This window comes from Marinobacter sp. L-13, from assembly GCF_056857715.1.
Map to the genome: position 1 here is coordinate 13,265 of NZ_JBSXNQ010000031.1, position 17,277 is coordinate 30,541.

Annotated in this window: 19 protein-coding genes; 14 read left to right on the forward strand and 5 right to left on the reverse strand. The window is 58.2% G+C overall.

Going from position 1 to position 17,277, the window contains the following annotated elements:
• Positions 1-70: 70 nt before the first annotated feature.
• From nrdR to AC13DD_RS02080, 7 genes are all read left to right on the forward strand, one after another.
• Positions 71-589 carry a transcriptional regulator NrdR gene (nrdR, locus tag AC13DD_RS02050; protein ID WP_273070340.1) on the forward strand — a complete coding sequence of 173 codons (519 nt, stop codon included), beginning with the start codon at positions 71-73 and terminating at the stop codon, positions 587-589.
• The gene (gene ribD / locus AC13DD_RS02055) at positions 586-1,701 is read left to right on the forward strand and encodes a bifunctional diaminohydroxyphosphoribosylaminopyrimidine deaminase/5-amino-6-(5-phosphoribosylamino)uracil reductase RibD (RefSeq protein ID WP_273070339.1); all 1,116 of its coding nucleotides are present in this window, start codon (positions 586-588) and stop codon (positions 1,699-1,701) included. Before nrdR ends, ribD begins: the two co-directional genes overlap by 4 nt.
• A gap of 64 nt (positions 1,702-1,765) precedes the next feature.
• A complete protein-coding gene (ribBA, locus tag AC13DD_RS02060; RefSeq protein ID WP_008170765.1) occupies positions 1,766-2,881 on the forward strand; it encodes a bifunctional 3,4-dihydroxy-2-butanone-4-phosphate synthase/GTP cyclohydrolase II in 1,116 nt (371 codons plus the stop codon).
• 47 nt (positions 2,882-2,928) lie between these two features.
• Entirely contained in the window at positions 2,929-3,405 is a 477-nt protein-coding gene (gene ribH / locus AC13DD_RS02065; protein ID WP_273070336.1) for a 6,7-dimethyl-8-ribityllumazine synthase, read from the forward strand.
• On the forward strand, positions 3,405-3,881 hold the full coding sequence (gene nusB, locus AC13DD_RS02070; RefSeq protein ID WP_202348066.1) for a transcription antitermination factor NusB: 477 nt from the start codon (positions 3,405-3,407) through the stop codon (positions 3,879-3,881). Before ribH ends, nusB begins: the two co-directional genes overlap by 1 nt.
• A 3-nt stretch (positions 3,882-3,884) precedes the next feature.
• Complete coding sequence (gene thiL, locus AC13DD_RS02075) at positions 3,885-4,841, forward strand: thiamine-phosphate kinase (RefSeq protein WP_273070332.1); 957 nt, start codon at positions 3,885-3,887, stop codon at positions 4,839-4,841.
• Complete coding sequence (locus tag AC13DD_RS02080) at positions 4,838-5,365, forward strand: phosphatidylglycerophosphatase A family protein (protein WP_273018495.1); 528 nt, start codon at positions 4,838-4,840, stop codon at positions 5,363-5,365. The genes thiL and AC13DD_RS02080 overlap by 4 nt, the downstream gene beginning before the upstream one ends.
• A 17-nt stretch (positions 5,366-5,382) precedes the next feature.
• On the opposite strand, the gene AC13DD_RS02085 is transcribed toward AC13DD_RS02080, so the two are convergent.
• The 3 genes from AC13DD_RS02085 to AC13DD_RS02095 form a co-directional block, all read right to left on the reverse strand.
• The gene (locus AC13DD_RS02085; protein ID WP_008170755.1) at positions 5,383-5,586 is read right to left on the reverse strand and encodes a DUF6316 family protein; all 204 of its coding nucleotides are present in this window, start codon (positions 5,584-5,586) and stop codon (positions 5,383-5,385) included.
• Between the two features lie 425 nt (positions 5,587-6,011).
• The gene (locus AC13DD_RS02090; protein WP_008170752.1) at positions 6,012-7,541 is read right to left on the reverse strand and encodes a WS/DGAT/MGAT family O-acyltransferase; all 1,530 of its coding nucleotides are present in this window, start codon (positions 7,539-7,541) and stop codon (positions 6,012-6,014) included.
• A 116-nt stretch (positions 7,542-7,657) separates the two neighbouring features.
• Positions 7,658-8,569 carry a LysR substrate-binding domain-containing protein gene (locus tag AC13DD_RS02095; protein ID WP_008170750.1) on the reverse strand — a complete coding sequence of 304 codons (912 nt, stop codon included), beginning with the start codon at positions 8,567-8,569 and terminating at the stop codon, positions 7,658-7,660.
• A 115-nt stretch (positions 8,570-8,684) separates the two neighbouring features.
• Between AC13DD_RS02095 and AC13DD_RS02100 the strand changes: the two genes are divergently transcribed.
• Positions 8,685-9,671 carry a glutathione S-transferase family protein gene (locus AC13DD_RS02100; RefSeq protein WP_008170748.1) on the forward strand — a complete coding sequence of 329 codons (987 nt, stop codon included), beginning with the start codon at positions 8,685-8,687 and terminating at the stop codon, positions 9,669-9,671.
• Here the strand turns inward: AC13DD_RS02100 and ispB are convergent.
• Positions 9,664-10,632: an octaprenyl diphosphate synthase gene (gene ispB / locus AC13DD_RS02105; RefSeq protein WP_008170746.1), complete on the reverse strand. Its 969-nt coding sequence runs from the start codon at positions 10,630-10,632 to the stop codon at positions 9,664-9,666. The two genes, AC13DD_RS02100 and ispB, sit on opposite strands and share 8 nt — an antisense overlap.
• A gap of 243 nt (positions 10,633-10,875) precedes the next feature.
• Here ispB and rplU point away from each other — a divergent pair, with 243 nt between their 5' ends.
• From rplU to proB, 4 genes are all read left to right on the forward strand, one after another.
• Positions 10,876-11,187 carry a 50S ribosomal protein L21 gene (rplU, locus tag AC13DD_RS02110; RefSeq protein ID WP_008170744.1) on the forward strand — a complete coding sequence of 104 codons (312 nt, stop codon included), beginning with the start codon at positions 10,876-10,878 and terminating at the stop codon, positions 11,185-11,187.
• Between the two features lie 36 nt (positions 11,188-11,223).
• Positions 11,224-11,484, forward strand: a complete 261-nt coding sequence (gene rpmA, locus AC13DD_RS02115) for a 50S ribosomal protein L27 (RefSeq protein ID WP_008170742.1) — start codon at positions 11,224-11,226, stop codon at positions 11,482-11,484.
• A 144-nt stretch (positions 11,485-11,628) separates the two neighbouring features.
• Complete coding sequence (cgtA, locus tag AC13DD_RS02120) at positions 11,629-12,822, forward strand: Obg family GTPase CgtA (RefSeq protein ID WP_482930781.1); 1,194 nt, start codon at positions 11,629-11,631, stop codon at positions 12,820-12,822.
• A 36-nt stretch (positions 12,823-12,858) separates the two neighbouring features.
• On the forward strand, positions 12,859-13,983 hold the full coding sequence (proB, locus tag AC13DD_RS02125; RefSeq protein WP_305967149.1) for a glutamate 5-kinase: 1,125 nt from the start codon (positions 12,859-12,861) through the stop codon (positions 13,981-13,983).
• A gap of 63 nt (positions 13,984-14,046) precedes the next feature.
• On the opposite strand, the gene rpsT is transcribed toward proB, so the two are convergent.
• Positions 14,047-14,316, reverse strand: a complete 270-nt coding sequence (gene rpsT / locus AC13DD_RS02130; protein ID WP_008170735.1) for a 30S ribosomal protein S20 — start codon at positions 14,314-14,316, stop codon at positions 14,047-14,049.
• A 261-nt stretch (positions 14,317-14,577) separates the two neighbouring features.
• Here rpsT and murJ point away from each other — a divergent pair, with 261 nt between their 5' ends.
• Together murJ and ribF are read left to right on the forward strand one after the other, a co-directional pair.
• Positions 14,578-16,158, forward strand: coding sequence for a murein biosynthesis integral membrane protein MurJ (gene murJ / locus AC13DD_RS02135; protein WP_482930782.1), 1,581 nt, complete (start codon positions 14,578-14,580; stop codon positions 16,156-16,158).
• A gap of 81 nt (positions 16,159-16,239) precedes the next feature.
• Entirely contained in the window at positions 16,240-17,211 is a 972-nt protein-coding gene (gene ribF, locus AC13DD_RS02140; RefSeq protein ID WP_482930783.1) for a bifunctional riboflavin kinase/FAD synthetase, read from the forward strand.
• Positions 17,212-17,277: the final 66 nt, after the last annotated feature.

Below are 17,277 nucleotides of genomic sequence, written 5' to 3' on the forward strand. Positions count from 1 at the left end.
ATAGCTAGACTACAGGCATGACCTGCCGGGCCGAACTTTCGGCCCGGCTTCCTCTTCGGAGTTCCTGACTATGCATTGTCCCTTCTGTGGTGAAGCAGATACCAAGGTGATTGACTCCCGGCTGGTGGCCGAGGGAGATCAGGTGCGTCGCCGCAGGGAATGCCTGTCCTGTCGGGAGCGGTTCACGACCTTCGAGTTTGCCGAGCTGGTGATGCCGCGAGTGGTCAAGCAGGATGGCACCCGGCAGCCGTTTGATGAGGAAAAGCTGCGTTCGGGGCTGATGAAGGCCCTCGAGAAGCGGCCGGTTAGCATCGAGCAGATTGATGCGGCCCTGAACCGGATCAAATACCGTTTGCGGGCGACCGGCGAACGGGAAGTGAAATCCATGCAACTGGGCGAGGAGGTGATGACCGAATTGCGCCAGTTGGACAAGGTCGCCTATGTCCGCTTCGCGTCGGTGTATCGCAGTTTCCAGGATATCAACGAGTTCAAGGAAGAGATTGAGAGGCTGTCGGCAAGCAACGGTGAGGCGGCCGTTGACGTCGCCAAAGCGTTGGCGGATAACCACGCCCCGAAAGGAAAGGCATGATCGACAACCGCGACAGGGCCATGATGGCGCGGGCTGTCCAGCTTGCCTGGCGCGGTCGGTACTCTACCCATCCCAATCCCCGGGTTGGCTGTGTCATTGCCCGCGGCGATCTGATACTCGGTGAGGGCTGGCATGAGCGTGCCGGAGAAGCCCACGCTGAGATCCGCGCCCTGAGTCAGGCCGGTCCGGACGCCCGGGGAGCGACAGCCTATGTAACCCTGGAGCCGTGCAGCCACTTTGGTCGTACACCGCCCTGTGCCAGGGCGCTGATTGATGCCGGTGTTGCCCATGTGTATGCCGCCACCAAGGATCCGAATCCCTCGGTATCCGGACGCGGGCTGGATATGCTGAGGGAGGCTGGCGTTCAGGTTACCGAAGGCTTGCTGGCGGAAGAAGCTGTTCGCCTGAATCCGGGTTTCATGAAGCGCATGAACACCGGGCGGCCCTGGGTGCGGCTGAAAATGGCAGCGAGCCTGGATGGTCGTACTGCCATGGCTTCTGGCGAGAGCCAGTGGATAACCGGTGCTGAGTCGCGCCGGGATGTCCAACGCCTCCGAGCGATCAGCGACGCCATCCTGACCGGTGTTGGTACTGTGCTCGCCGACGATCCCTCGCTGACAGTCCGTCGCGAGGAGCTCGGAGACATTGGCGATGCCACCGAGCCGTCCAGGCAGCCGCTGCGGGTAATTGCCGACCGGGATGCGCGCACGCCCTCCACGGCGAATATTCTTCAGGGCGGCAATGTGCAGGTGTTCTGTGCATCATCAACTCTGGCCACGGCGCCGGCCCAGGATTTGGCGGCACTGGGCATCAGCCTTACCGGCGTCGCCTGGAAAGACAACGGCATTGATCTGGCCGAACTGCTGGACTCGCTGGGGGAGCTGGGTATCAACGAGCTGCTGGTGGAGGCGGGACCGACTCTGGCTGGAACGTTCATTAGCGAAAATCTGGTCGACGAACTCTGGCTCTACCAGGCGCCGGTTTTCCTGGGCAGTACGGGGAGGCCGACCGCCCACCTGCCGCTGGAAACCATGGCAGATAAAGTACAATGGAACGTGCTGGATCGACGTCAGGTGGGTGAGGATCAGCGCCTGATTCTCACTCGCCGGTAATTCATAAACTCAGGATGTTCCGGAAGCCAACATTTGCCGGAGCGCCGCAAGGGTAAAAAACCACATGGCACTGAACAGCATTGAAGACATCATAGAAGATATCCGTCAGGGCAAAATGGTCATACTGATGGATGACGAGGATCGCGAGAATGAGGGCGATCTCGTGATGGCTGCTGAGCATTGCACGGCCGAAGCCATCAACTTCATGGCCCGGTTTGGTCGTGGCCTGATTTGCATGCCTATGACCCGGGACCGCTGCGAACAGCTGGGTCTTCCATTGATGGTGCAGCAGAACGCCTCCGGCTTCGGAACCAAGTTTACCCTCTCCATTGAGGCCGCTGTAGGCGTGACGACTGGCATCTCGGCTGCGGACCGTGCCCGTACTGTTCAGGCGGCAGTGGCGCGCAACGCCAGGGCCAGTGATCTGGTCCAGCCCGGCCATATTTTCCCGTTGATGTCTGATCCCGGCGGTGTGCTGAGCCGCGCCGGGCACACGGAAGCATCCTGTGATCTTGCGGCGCTGGCCGGCTGCGAACCGGCGGGTGTGATCTGCGAGATTATGAATGACGATGGCTCGATGGCTCGTCGGGAAGATCTGGAGCGGTTTGCCGAAGAGCACGACCTCAAGATCGGCACCATTGCCGATCTGATTCATTACCGCACCATGAACGAACGCACCGTGGAGTGTGTGGAAGAGAACGACCTGGACACCGAGTACGGCGTATTCAAACTTCGGACCTATCGCGACAACATCCAGGGAGCCACTCATCTGGCCATGTTGATGGGAGATATTTCCCCCGACGAACCGGCCTTTGTACGGGTCCACATCACCGATACCCTTCGGGATCTTCTGGGGGCCCGCCGCAAGGATTCCCGTAGCTGGCCTCTACATCACGCATTGGAGAAAGTGGCGGAGGAAGGCAAGGGCGTGGTTGTCCTGCTGAACAGTGCCGAGGACAGCTACAATCTGGAAGACCGTATCCAGGAATTCTTTGATGAGGGGAAAGGCTCCTCTGGCAAGGGCAGCTCAGGCGTTTACTTCACCGTAGGCACTGGTTCCCAGATTCTCCGGGATATCGGTGTCGGCAAGATGCGTCTGCTGAGCCCGCCGATCAAATTCTCGGCCATTTCCGGTTTCGATCTGGAAGTTGTTGAATACGTTCCCTATACCCCCGAATGATAAACCCGGTCGTGGCCCCGATGCCGCGACACGTGAAGGAGCCATCAATGGCAGATATCAGAGTAATTGAAGGTGATTTTACCGAGTGCAGTGGGCGCTATGCCCTGGTGGTGGGCCGTTTTAACGGCTTTGTTGTAGAAAGCCTGGTTGAGGGTGCGCTGGACACCCTGCGCCGTCACGGTATTTCCGATGATGACGTCACCATTGTTCGCGTGCCGGGAGCTTATGAAATGCCCCTGGCGGTCAAGCGCGTTGCAGAAACCGGCGAGTACGATGCGATTATCGCCCTGGGTGCGGTCATCCGTGGCGGAACGCCTCATTTCGAGTACGTTGCCGGCGAAGCCTCCAGTGGTATTGGCGCTGTCAGTCTTGATACTGACGTGCCGGTGACTTTCGGTGTCCTGACAGTGGACTCCATCGAGCAGGCCATCGAGCGTTCGGGCACCAAGGCCGGTAACAAGGGTGCGGAAGCGGCGATCACCGCCCTTGAAATGGTCAGCCTTTTCAAGAAGCTGGGTGAGTAATGAGTGACACTGAAGGTACATCACCGCAGCCGGCCCCGTCCGGCAAACCGAAAGCCGGTGATCGACGCCGTGCCAGGGCCCTGGCCATGCAAGGGCTCTATCAGCGCCATTTCAGCAAGACGGCGATTTCTGACATTGAAGCCGAGTTCATGGTCGACAATGACATGACCAAGGTTGATCTGCTGTATTTTCGCGATCTGCTCCGTGGTGTCCATCGTGAGCAGGGCGAGCTGGACAAATTGATCGAGCCTTTTCTTGATCGGCCCATTCACGAGGTGGATCCGGTGGAGCTGGCTATCGTGCGCCTTGGGGCCTATGAGCTGAAGCATCGGCTGGATGTGCCCTATAAGGTGGTTATCAACGAGGGCATTGAAATGGCCAAGCGCTTCGGCGGCACCGAGGGCCATAAGTTCGTCAACAGCATCCTCGACAAGCTGAGCGGCCGACTTCGGCTCGCTGAGACCCGCTCCCGCTAGCCCATGGGCGAGTTCGAGCTGATTCGGCGTTACTTTCTGCCGCTCTCCGGGCGGCAGAAATCCCGAGCCCTGATTCTCGGGCCGGGGGATGACTGCGCGATTCAGCGGATACCCGCCGGCCGGGATCTTGTCTTTTCCGTGGATGCTTTTGTTGAAGGTGTCCATTTCCCCCGAAACTATCGCCCGGATTACCTGGGTTGGCGTGCGCTCGCCGCAGCAGCCAGTGATCTCGCTGCCATGGGTGCCGACCCGGAATGTTTCACTCTTGCGCTGACCCTGCCGGCCCTGGATGAGCAGTGGCTTGAAGACTTCTCGAGAGGGCTGAGAAGTGCCAGCGAGGCGTTCGGTCTTGAATTGGCGGGTGGGGACACCACCTCCGGCCCGCTTACTTTGAGCCTGCAGGTGCATGGCACCGTGGAGCAGGGGGGCGGAATTCGACGCTCGGGCGCCCGTCCCGGCGACTTGATTGCGGTGTCGGGAACCCTGGGCGACGCTGGCGCTGCCCTTGATTATCTCTCTGAACCTGCCCCCTCCGCTGACATGCTCGCCGTGCTGGAGCATTACCACCGGCCCCGCCCCAAGCTGGCTCTTGGGGCAGGGGTTCGCCAGTATGCCAGCGCCGGAATTGATATCTCTGATGGTTTGCTGGCTGATCTTGGGCATATTCTGGATGCTTCCGGGGTGGGGGCCCGGATCGAGAGTGCCAGGTTACCGCTTTCGCCGGAGCTTGTCAGGCTCAAGGGCGAGAAGGCTTTGGACTACGCATTGCGTTCGGGAGACGATTACGAACTGTGCCTGTGTTTCCCCCGGGAAAACTGGGACCGCGCACCGGCCTCTCTCACGAGCCAGCTTACCGTGATCGGTTCGGTCGAGGCTGAGCAAGGGCTGTATCTCGATGGCGCCGACTGCAGTTCGGAGGTGCTACCTGCGGGTTTTGATCATTTCAGGAGTGAATCATGAGTCAGGAAGGCCCGACTCCGGAGCCGGAGGCGCCTGCAGTCATACTGCCGCCGGGCTTTTTGCGGAACCCGGTACACTTGCTCGCTTTTGGTTTTGGCAGTGGCGCGACGGCGAGGGCTCCCGGTACCTGGGGCAGCCTGGCCGCGATTCCGCTGTGGTACGTCTTCGCCTGGTTGCCGCCCGTGGGCTACTGGCTGGTGGTACTGGCTGCTTTTATCGTAGGTATCTGGCTCTGCGGAAAGACCGCTGAAGACCTGAAGGTTCACGACCATGGCGGCATTGTCTGGGACGAATTCGTCGGGATGTGGATTGCCCTTGGCCTCTTCCCTGACACTATCTATGGGGTTCTGGGGGCGTTCGCTCTGTTCCGGCTTTTTGACATTGCAAAACCGTGGCCCATCAGTTGGCTGGACCAGCACCTGCCTGGCGGTTTGGGTATCATGGTTGACGATGTTATTGCCGGCGTCATGGCCCTGATCTGCCTGTGGGCAGTAGACGTGTGGCTGGTGCCCGTCATGGTCTAGACGGGCACGAAGGCCTGTCAGTGAAGCTGTTGTTCTTCCGGCAGCATACGGACCACGTGCAGAAAGCGTTTGAGGCCTGTTTCCGCCCGCTCCCGTGAAGCGAACGGGCCACTGTCAAACCCTTCCCGGGTGGTAAAGTACCATTTGCTCCCTACGCAGAAGAATCGACTACTGCGAAAGGGAACCGGCCCTTCTTCTCCGGTCCTGCGATGGGTGTCCATGGCGTCTCCTGTACTGCCCGCTTTTCGTTCTTGCTTCTCGGGCGCCGCGTTAATATCTGCCGATCTGTTTAAAATTAACCCAATTCGGGGCGAATTCAACATTTTTTTACAATTTTACGGGTTGGGTCTCAATCGGGATCTGCGTTGAAAAAGCCGGAGTGGGTCAGCGAAGCCCGCCGTTGTCTTGCACTCGTCAGAATGCTACCAAAGCGGCGGAAGCCGGGGAGACCTATGGGTTCGAATTTGATCGGCCCGAGTCGCGTCAGGAGGCCGAGCAGGAAATGCCGGAGTTCTCCGGCAAGTGCTGAAAACGCGCTTGAACAGTTGAAAACCATTTGGGAAACAGCGAGTGACGAGGAAAAGAAAGCGTTTCTTCGTTGGGCGTTCGAATAAGCGAGTCTTGCTTGACCGTTTCCGGGTCCGGTTCAGGCCCGGAAACGTTTCAGGGCTTTCTTGAGAAGCCCCTCCATCGCGGTCATGGCATCATCTGCGAGGGTCTGTGTTGGGGAGGCTGCGATGGGTTCTTTGGTTGCCTCTGTTCCGAGCCGTTCCATGGCTGCTTCAATGGCGTTGAGGCTTTCATCCACGTGAGACTGCAATGACTCTCCGTGGGCCACCACATCGGGGCAGGTGGTGAAATTCAGTGTCAGCCTTCCCTCATAGCTCACCGCTACAATAACCAGTCCCATACTGTCGAACAGCGGCGCCGTATTGTATTGCTGAACCAGGCGTGCCCCCTGCAGATACAGTGGAACCTGTGGTCCGGGAACATTGGTGATTGGCAGATTGAATACCGGCTGGTAACGCTGGGCAATTTGCAATTCCGAGTAAAGTCTTGCGGAAAGCGCCAGCATGGTTGAAGGCAGCAGTTCCGTCAGCCGATCTGCAGCAATAGCCTCCCGGTAGGGCTCCGAGGCAACCGCGTTCCAGTGTATGCGCCGTATCCGCTGGGCAGGATCGGTTTCATCGGTCGCGAGATCCAGCAGCATGGCAGACATCTGGTTCCCGGTGGCTCGTCGTAGGCTGTTGGAACGAACCGAAATCGGTGTCATTGCCACCAGGGATTTGTCGGCATTGGCGCCCTCGCTGATCAGATAGCGCTTCAGGGCCTCGGCACAAAGGCCCAAAACCACATCGTTCAACGTTACGTCCCCGAGAAACGCCTTGATCGCCTTCAGGCGCGAAAGCTCCACGCTGGGGGCGACAATCTGCCGATTTGCCGTAATCTGCCGATTGAAAGGGCTGTTTGGGGCGGAAAACAGGGGCAGCGGGAGTGGCAGTTTGCGTAATTGCTTCTGGATCAGTCCCCGGGCTGTAGCCTCGGCTGCGTTGAACGCCAGAGAGGTGAACTGCAGTGGCGTGCGAATGATGTTCGCACCGGCCTGGAGCATGACCCGTTCTTCCGAGGGTTCTGGTCTGGGCTGCCAGGGTCGAGGTGGCGCAATCGGGCTGGGCTCGGGCGTATACTCCAGTAGTTTGCCAATAATCTCCTCGCCACTGAAGGCGTCGATGGCAGCGTGGTGCAATTTGACGATCAAAGCGAAGCCATCACTGCCGGTGTCCTGCTCGTCCAGTTTGAAACCGTCTACGAAGGTGATGTGCCACAGCGGGCGGTCCCTTTTCAGAGGTTCTTCCAGAATCCGTGAGGCCAGCGTCATCAGGCTTGCCTTGCGGCCGTGTTCGCCCAGATTAACGTAGGCAAGGTGGCGCTCGATGCTGAAATCGGGGTCATCAATCCAGTAGGGGCGGCCCAGGCGCAGGGGAATTTCTTTCAGGCGTTGCCGGAAAACCGGCACAACATGCAGGCGGCTTCGAAGGTAGGCGACAAAGGTGCTGAAGGCCAGCGGTTTCTCCCGTTCGGAAGCATCGAAGAGGTAGATGCCTCCGATGTGCATCGGTGTGGTTTCCGACTCGAGATACAGGAACGAGGCATCCAGTTCCGACAGTTGCCGCATCAGAGAGCTCCCTTCGGCGTTGGTTTCAGCTGCAGTATAAACGAAGTGCCCGCGCAAACGGTTGACTCATTTGCCTGGTATGACTTCGAGTTGGAGTCATACCATTTGCTTTATTTTCAGCTTGTTAGCCAGTCTGAAACGGCTCCCTCCGCGCTGAGTCGGTCCCAAAACCACATCAGGGCCTTGCCCTGGTCCTCGGCATGCCTGGCCAGTTGCAGTTTGATTGGTTGTCGCGATTCCTGCACTTCCTTGATGACCAGCTTGCCTTCCTTCAGTTCTGCGCTGATTCGTGCCCTTGGCAACCATCCCACGCCGAGGCCGGCTACCTGTATGGCGATCTTCTGGTCAATGTTGGCCACCGTCAAGGTTCGCTGGCGGTGGAATATGCCGGCGTGGCCCGGGGGCAAGGACCTTGATGTGTCTGCAGCGACGGCTGCCGGATAACGGGAGATTTCGTCCTCGGAGAGCGGCGCTTCGGCATCGGCCAGGGGATGATCGGCGGCAACGGCAAAAACGAACGGCATGTCGCCCAGGGATTGGGTTGTGTAGTTTCCCGCTGGCTTGCTGAAATTATCGGCGCCGATGATCAGATCCACGCGGCGGCTTTGCAGAGCATCCCAGGTTCCGGCAAAGACCTCTTCCACGATTTGTACATCTACCGGTACGCCCAGCTCATAGAATTCCCGGATTGCCGGAAACAGGCATTCCGCCGGCAGCAGTGAGTTGAACCCGATCCGTAACCGCGTTTCCCAGCCCTGGGCGACCTGGCGCGTGGTGTGCGCGAGGTTTTCTGCCGCCTCGAGCAGTGTGCGGCCCTCTTCCAAAAGGTAGCGGCCGGCCGGTGTCAGTCGGGCGCGGTGACCGGTTCGGTCGTAAATGGCGACATTCAGGTCTTCTTCCAGCTTCTGCACGGTGTAACTGATGGCGGAGGGAACCCGGAACAGTTCGTTGGCGGCACCGGCGAAACTGCCTTTGCGGTCAATGGCATCAAGGACTTTGAGGGCGTCAATGGTGATGGCTGTATGCATGTTCGAATTATCTGAGGTTGTTGGCCAGAAATGCTTGTTTGAGAGCGTAGCAGGGTCCCCGGTATTTTGCCTGTATTGATTTCATCATGTTCAGGAATTTTAACGGGAGGGCTTTATGGGCCTGCTGATTGATGGCAAATGGCACGACAAGTGGTATGACACCGACAAGACTGGTGGCAAATTTGAACGGGAAGCGGCGCGTTTCCGGAACTGGGTGACCGCCGATGGCTCGCCGGGGCCGGATGGCGAAGGCGGTTTCAAGGCGGAATCCGGGCGCTATCACCTGTATGTCTCAATGGCCTGCCCCTGGGCGCATCGGACGTTGATTTTCCGGAAGCTCAAAGGTCTGGAGAAGCACATTTCAGTGTCAGTGGTGCACCCTGACATGGTTGAAAACGGCTGGGAATTCCGGCCCGACAGCGAGCAGCACCGGGACCATCTCCATGGATTCCGCTTCATGCATCAGGTCTACACCAAGGCTGCACCGGAATATTCTGGCCGGGTAACAGTGCCGACCTTGTGGGATAAAAAGAAAGAAACGATTGCGAGCAACGAGTCGGCCGAAATTATCCGGATGTTCAATTCGGCATTTGATGGCCTTGAGGGTGTTCGTACCGATCTGGATTTCTATCCCGGGGAGCTGCAAGAAGAGATTGATTCTGTGAACGCCCGGGTTTACGACACGGTTAATAATGGCGTTTACAAGGCGGGCTTTGCCACTGCGCAGGATAAGTACGAGGAAGCCTACAATGCGTTGTTTGATTCTCTCGACTGGCTTGAGGAGCGGTTGTCTTCTCAACGGTATCTGGTCGGTGGCCGGCTGACCGAGGCTGACTGGCGGTTGTTCACCACGTTGATCCGGTTTGATGCAGTGTATTACAGCCACTTCAAGTGCAACCGCCAGCGGATCAGCGATTTCCCGGCGCTTTCTGCCTACGTTCGGGACCTCTACCAGGTGCCAGGCGTGGCGGAGACCGTGGATATTAATCAGATCAAACGCCACTACTACGTAAGCCAGAGAACCATCAACCCGACTCAGATAGTACCGGTTGGTCCGGAGCTGGACTTTGACTCACCCCACGGGCGTGAGTCGCTTAGCTAACTCTCGCGACTGCGACCTCGGTCAGCAGTTCCATGGCTTCTTTATGGCCTGAGTCTGGAAGGGGGTGAAGGCAGGTCTGGGCCAGTTCCGCCTGCTCCCGCGCTTTTGCCATGGTGTATTCGATTGCGCCTGAGCGCTCAACAATATCGAGGATGCGGGGCAGATCGTCCAGGCCGCCCTTGCGGATGGCCTGACGGATCAACTGCCGTTCTTCCCCGGTGCCATGGTTCATGGCGTGGATCAGCGGCAGGGTGGTCTTGCCTTCAGCCAGATCGTCGCCCACGTTTTTGCCCATGGCTTCGGCGTCGCCGCGGTAATCCAGGACATCGTCCACCAGCTGGAAAGCCAGGCCCAGATGCTTGCCGTAGTCTTTCAGGCCCAGCTCCTGCTCTGCATTGGCGTTGGCAAGCAGTGCGCCGGTGTGGGAGGCGGCTTCGAACAGCATGGCAGTCTTGTTGTGGATGACCTTCATGTACTGCTCTTCGGTGAGGTCCGGGTTTTTCACGTTCATCAGTTGCATAACCTCGCCCTCGGCGATTACCGCCGTGGCGTGGGACAAAACGTCCATGATTCGCAGGCTTTTCAGCTCCACCATCATCTCGAAAGCACGGGCGTAGAGGAAATCACCTACCAGAACGCTTGGCGCGTTGCCCCAGCGGGCGTTGGCGGTGCTTCGGCCGCGGCGCATGTCCGAGGTGTCTACTACATCATCGTGCAGCAGGGTGGCGGTGTGCAGGAATTCGATCACGGCTGCGAGCTTGAGGTGGTCGTTTTCCTCGTAGCCGGCGGCCTGGCTGGAAAGCAGAACCAGTAGCGGTCTCAAGCGCTTACCGCCGCTTTCAATGATGTACTGGGCGATTTTCTCCACCAGGGGAACATCTGAGGAAAGCCGCTGGATGATCAGATCATTAACGCGGCTGAAGTCGTCGGCCACGGTGTCGTAAATGCGCTGGGCTGTCATGCGGCTTGTGGATCCCTTGCTGGTGTTATCGTCGTTACGATTGTTGATATTAAAGGCAGGTCGCGGCAATGCTAGGTATTGCCGAAGGTAGTGTCAACTTGGCTTGTGTTGCGGTGCGTCTTTTCGTACAATCACGCGCCCAACTCATCCCAACCTGCGCTCCCTGCTATAGGGTCGCCAGAGCGCCTCCCTTAGAACCAGGTGGATAAGAGCAGGGATGGGTCAATCGTGGAGAACGAGTGAATGTACGCAGTTATTGTTAGCGGTGGCAAGCAGCACCGTGTAAAAGAAGGCGAAACCCTGAAGCTGGAAAAGCTGGAAGTTGAAACCGGCGGTAACGTTGAGTTTGATCGCGTTCTGCTGATCGCCGACGGCGACAAGGTTCAGGTAGGCGCGCCGGTAGTTGATGGTGCCAAAGTGACCGCAGAAGTGGTTAGCCACGGCCGTCATGACAAGGTTCAGATCATCAAGTTCCGTCGTCGTAAGCATCACATGAAGCGTCAGGGCCACCGTCAGTGGTTTACTGAAGTCAAGATCACGGGTATCAAGGGCTGAGGCTCTCGAATTACCCCTTAAATAAGGAGGCTGGTAATGGCTCATAAAAAGGCAGCAGGTAGTACCCGTAACGGTCGCGATTCCGAGTCTAAACGACTTGGTGTGAAGCGCTTTGGCGGCGAGACTGTATCTGCAGGCAGCATCATCATCCGTCAGCGTGGCACTCGTTTCCACGCTGGTAGCAATGTTGGCATTGGCAAGGACCACACCCTGTTTGCGAAAGCAGACGGCCAGGTGAAGTTCGAAACCAAAGGCCCGCAGAGCCGTAAGTTCGTGAGCATCGTTCCGGCTGCGTAAGCAGCGGCGATCCGGTTCTGTCGAACCCTGGGTGGCGCTGATATCCTGATATTATCAGGTGCTCAGAACCATCCGGAGCCCCGCAAAGCTTCCTAGAGGCTGCGGGGCTTTTTAGTTTATGCGCATGGCGCAAAGGGTTGATTCATGAAATTCGTAGACGAAGCCACCATCATTGTGGAAGCCGGCAAGGGCGGTCACGGCTGCCTGAGCTTCCGGCGAGAAAAATACGTTCCCAAGGGTGGCCCCGATGGCGGCGACGGGGGCGATGGTGGTTCCGTATATCTGGAAGCCGAGGAGTCGCTGAACACGCTGATCGACTACCGGTTCCAGCGCAAACACAAGGCCCAGAATGGCGAGCCGGGCTCCGGCCGCAACTGTACCGGCAACAAAGGCGAGGACCTGGTTCTGCCGGTTCCGGTCGGCACCACGGTGGTCGATATGGATACCCATGAGGTCCTGGGAGATCTGACCCACGCCGGCCAGCGCCTCAAGGTGGCCCAGGGCGGGTTTCATGGTCTTGGCAACACCCGTTTCAAATCCTCGGTGAATCGCGCCCCGCGCCAGACTACCAAGGGTTCCGAGGGCGAGTTGCGTAACCTGAGGCTGGAGTTGAAGGTGCTGGCGGACGTGGGTTTGCTGGGCATGCCCAATGCTGGCAAGTCTACCTTTATCCGTTCGGTGTCGGCGGCTCGCCCGAAGGTTGCGGACTATCCGTTTACCACGCTGGTACCCAATCTTGGTGTTGTCAGTGTACAGGCGCACCAGAGTTTCGTGATTGCCGATATCCCGGGTCTGATTGAAGGTGCCGCCGAAGGTGCCGGCCTGGGTATCCGCTTCCTGAAGCATCTCGTGCGCACCCGTCTACTGCTGCACCTTGTGGATGTGGCACCGTACGATGGCTCGTCGCCCGCCGATGCGGTTAGAGCGATCGAGCATGAGCTTGAGAAGTTCAGCGAAACTCTGGCCAACCGTCCGAGATGGCTCGTGCTGAACAAGGTCGACATGGTGGCAGAAGAGGATCGCGATGCTCACTGTCAGGCCATTGTTGATGAGCTCGGATGGGAAGGGCCGGTTTTCTGGATCTCTGCGCTCAGTGGCGAGGGCACCAAGTCTCTGGCTCAGGCCGTTATGCGCTGGATCGAAGAGCAGGCTGAGGAAGAGGCCCAGAATCCGGAATTTGCCGAGCGGGAAGCCGAGCGGCGCCGGCAGATGGACGACGAAGCTCGCGCCCGTATTGAGGCCGAGCGCAAGGCGCGCCGCGCGGCCCGCGAAGAGGACGATGACGACGACTTTGACGACGATGATTATGACGTCGAAGTGGTCTGCGCCCCGGAGTAAACGAAGGACTGATACCAGAGAGATCGCTCAAGCACCATGACTGAACGCCTACAGCTGCGCCAGGCCCGACGCCTGGTTATCAAGATCGGAAGCGCCTTGCTGACCAACGATGGCCGTGGCCTGGACGTGGCTGCGCTGGGTTTGTGGGTGGATCAAATTGCAGAGCTGATTGAAGACGGCGTGGAGGTGGTGATTGTTTCCTCTGGTTCCGTGGCGGAAGGGATGAGTCGTCTGGGCTGGACGGTTCGGCCTGAGCAGCTTCATGAGCTTCAAGCCGCTGCAGCTGTTGGTCAGATGGGGCTGGTGCAGACGTGGGAAGCCCAGTTCAAGCGGCACGACATCCATACTGCGCAGATTCTGCTGACCCATGATGATTTGTCCGACCGAAAGCGATATCTGAACGGCCGAGGCACACTGCGGGCCTTGCTGAACTTTGGTGTGGTACCAATCGTTAATGAAAACGATACCGTTGTTACAGATGAGATTCGGTTTGGCGACAACGACACCCTTGGGGCATTGGTTGCCAATCTGATTGAGGCGGACGGCCTGATTATCCTGACCGACCAGCTGGGCCTGTTTGACAAGGATCCCAGGAAGCATTCGGACGCCCGCCTGGTGACGGAGCGGCGGGCCGAAGACCGCGAACTGGACGCCATGGCCGGTGGTGGCGCTGGAGTTCTTGGTCGTGGTGGCATGCAGACCAAGTTGCGGGCGGCACGGCTTGCGGCAAGGTCCGGGGCTTTTACTGTGATCGTCGGTGGCCGAATCGAGGATGTGATTGGTCGCTTGAGGCAGGGCGATGTAATCGGCACCTTGTTGTTGCCGGAGCAGGGTCGGATTGCTGCCCGAAAGCAATGGCTCGCCAGTCATTTGCAGACCCGTGGCAGGCTGACCCTGGATGATGGTGCTGTGAAAGTGCTCTGTCTGGGAGGCCGCAGTCTTCTGCCGGTTGGGGTCAAGGGCGTGGCAGGGCAGTTCCGGCGTGGGGAGATGGTGTCTTGCTTCGATCAGAGTGGCCGTGAAGTTGCCCGGGGTCTGGTGAATTACGATGCCGATGAGGCCAGGGCCATTGCCGGCCGGTCCAGTGATCGGATTACCGAAATCCTTGGCTATATGTCAGGCGAGGAGATGATCCACCGGGACAATCTGGTGATTGTTTGATAATTATTCGGCCATAAAAAAACCGGCCTACTGGCCGGTTTTTTTATGCCTGAATTGAGCTGATTAGGCGCTCTTCAGGGCCTTGATCTTGGCGCTCAGACGGCTCTTGCTACGAGCGACCTTGTTCTTCGCGAAGATGCCTTTGTTGACCATGCTGTCCAGAATCGGCTGAGCCTGCTGGAAAGCGGCCTGGGCTTCTTCGTAGTTGCCGGCTTCGATCTTGGATTGGATCTTTTTCACATAAGTACGAGCCATGGAACGCAGGCTTGCATTGTGCTTGCGGTTCTTCTCGTTCTGACGTGCGCGCTTCTTGGCTTGCGGGGAATTTGCCACCGTAAAACTCCTGAAAATCTCAAATTCGTTGCTGAATGATTCGTTACATCGCGGGCGCGCCAAAACCAGCGCGTCGAAATAAATGACGCGGAACTATGCCGCTCAAACCTTCAAATGTCAAGGCTAAAACCCATTTCATGCCCCGACACAGAAGGCCTGTGGTAAACTCGCGGCTCACTGAACGCGGGCTAGACCGGGAAGCAGGTAATTCCCGAAATACCCGCGCCAAAAGGATGTCCAGAATGCCAGACAAGGGCCTGCATGTCGTCGGAACCTGAATCAAAACCCGAACAGAAACAATTGCCCAGGGCGCCGGGCCTGCTAAGGTCGTCGGGGCTTGTGGGTATTATGACCATGCTTTCCCGGGTGTTGGGTCTGGTTCGGGATATGGTCATAGCCCGATATTTCGGCGCAGGCGCCGGGGCGGATGCTTTTTTCGTTGCCTTCAAAATCCCGAATTTCCTGCGCCGGCTGTTTGCCGAGGGCGCCTTCTCCCAGGCCTTTGTGCCTGTGTTGTCATCCTACCGGGAGAATCAGTCACTATCGGACGTTCAGCGGTTGGTCAATGCGGTGGCGGGTTCTCTCGGCTTGGTGTTACTGGGCGTGACCTTGGTGGCCATCCTCGGAGCGCCAGTGCTGACGGCGGTTTTTGCCCCCGGCTTTCTGGATGATGAGGTAAAGTTCGCGCTTACCAGCGACATGTTGCGCATCACTTTCCCTTACTTGCTGCTGATATCCCTGACCGCCTTCGCCGGTGGCATTCTCAATAGCTACGATCGTTTTGCTGTCCCCGCTTTTACCCCTGTACTTCTGAATCTGGCGATGATTGCCGCAGCCATCTGGCTGACGCCGTTGATGGATGAGCCGGTGATGGCCCTGGCCTGGGGCGTGTTCATCGCCGGAGCCCTGCAGTTGTTTTTCCAGTTGCCATTTCTGATGCGGTTGGGCCTGCTGCCACGGCCTCGCGTGGATTATCGCCACGAAGGCGTCAGCCGGATTCTCAAGCTGATGGCACCCGCGCTGTTCGGGGTGTCAGTGAGCCAGATCAACCTGCTCCTTGATACGGTTCTGGCGTCCTTTCTCCAGACCGGCAGCGTGTCCTGGCTGTACTATTCTGATCGTCTTTCAGAGCTGCCCCTCGGCGTGTTCGGCATAGCCATTGCCACGGTGATCCTGCCGAGTCTCTCCCGTAAACACGCAGCGGCGTCCGCGGACCAGTTCGCGGCCACCCTGGACTGGGCAGTCAGGGCGGTTCTGCTGATCGGTTTGCCGGCCGCCCTTGCGCTGGCGTTGCTGGCCGAGCCGTTGATTGCGACCCTGTTTCATTATGGCGCGGTAACAGACCGGGATGTTGCCATGTCTGCCCAGAGCTTGAGGGCTTATTCCGCCGGCTTGCTGGCGTTCATGTTGATCAAGGTTCTGGCGCCGGGATTTTTTGCCAGGGAGGACACCAAGACACCTGTCAAAATCGGCATTATTGCCATGGTGGCAAACATGGTGTTCAACCTGATTCTCATTTTTCCGCTGGCCCACGCCGGTCTGGCGTTGGCCACCTCGCTCTCTGCCTGGCTGAATGGCTATCTCCTTTGGCGGGGATTGCGCAAGGAGGGGGCGTGGCAGAGTCAGCCAGGCTGGTCTCGTTTCATGCTTCAGCTTCTGTTTGCCAACGCTGCGTTGGCAGCCATGATTGTCTGGCTCAGCGACCCGGTGTCGGTGTGGCTGGCAAACGGCGGTTACCAGCGGGCAGCGGATATGGCGTTGCTGGTGGGGGCAGGCGTCGCCGTCTACTTCGTCGCACTGGCGCTGGCCGGGGTTCGGGTAAGACATTTCCGCCACAGGTAAGGTATAATCGCGCGTTTTCTCACCAGCGTTGCGGTAAAAGCAGGCGCTGAAAGCTAGCTGGCAATTGAAGGTTCGCATTACATGCGTCTGATCCGGGGCCTGACCAACCTGAAAATGCTTTCCCGTCGGGACGACTCTCCGCTTGCTAACGGGTGTGTGGCCACCATTGGCAACTTCGATGGTGTGCATCTCGGGCATAAGACCATTATTGATCAGGTGAAAAGCAAGGCTGAAGCTCTGGGTGTTCCATCCGTGGTGATGATTTTCGAGCCTCAGCCCCGGGAGTTTTTTCAGGGTAGCGAAGCGCCACCAAGGCTCATGGGGTTTCGGCAGAAGTTCGAGGCCCTGCTGGCGGAAGGCATCGATATCGTGCTGTGCCTGCGTTTCAATCAGGCGTTTCGCAGCTATTCCGCCATGGGCTTTATAGACGATGTTCTGATTGGGGGGCTGGCTGTCCGCCACCTGGTGGTGGGCGATGATTTCCGGTTTGGCTGCGATCGGGCCGGAGACTTCGAGCTCCTTGAAAAGGTCGGAAGGGACACCGGGTTTACCGTTGAGAATACTCTTACGGTTACCGTAGACGGCGAGCGTGTGAGCAGTACCCGAGTCCGGAATTCGCTCACAGTGAACGGGCTGCAGAAGGCTGAAACACTTCTGGGTCACCCCTACCGGATTCGGGGCAGGGTCGTTTACGGTCGTCAATTGGGGCGCCAGATTGGCGCGCCAACCGCGAACATTCTGTTGCACAGGACACCGGCCCTGCGCGGAGTCTATGTGGTTGCGGCCACACTTGATGACGGCTCCCGGTTTGATGGCGTTGCCAATATCGGTGTACGCCCCACCGTTGACGGAAAGCGACCCTCGCTGGAAGTGCACCTGTTTGACTTTGCTGGCACACTTTATGGCCAGCATCTGGAAGTGGTATTCCGCCACGGGCTGCGGGACGAGGAAAAGTTCGATTCGGTGGATGAGCTGAAAGAACAGATTGCCCGGGATTTTGATCATGCCCGAGCGTGGATTGACGAAAACGGTTCTGTGAAAAGCGCGGATTGAAACGCCCGGCTGCGCCCCAACGAATTAATGACCGACCAAAACTGACCAAGACCAAAAGAGTACGCA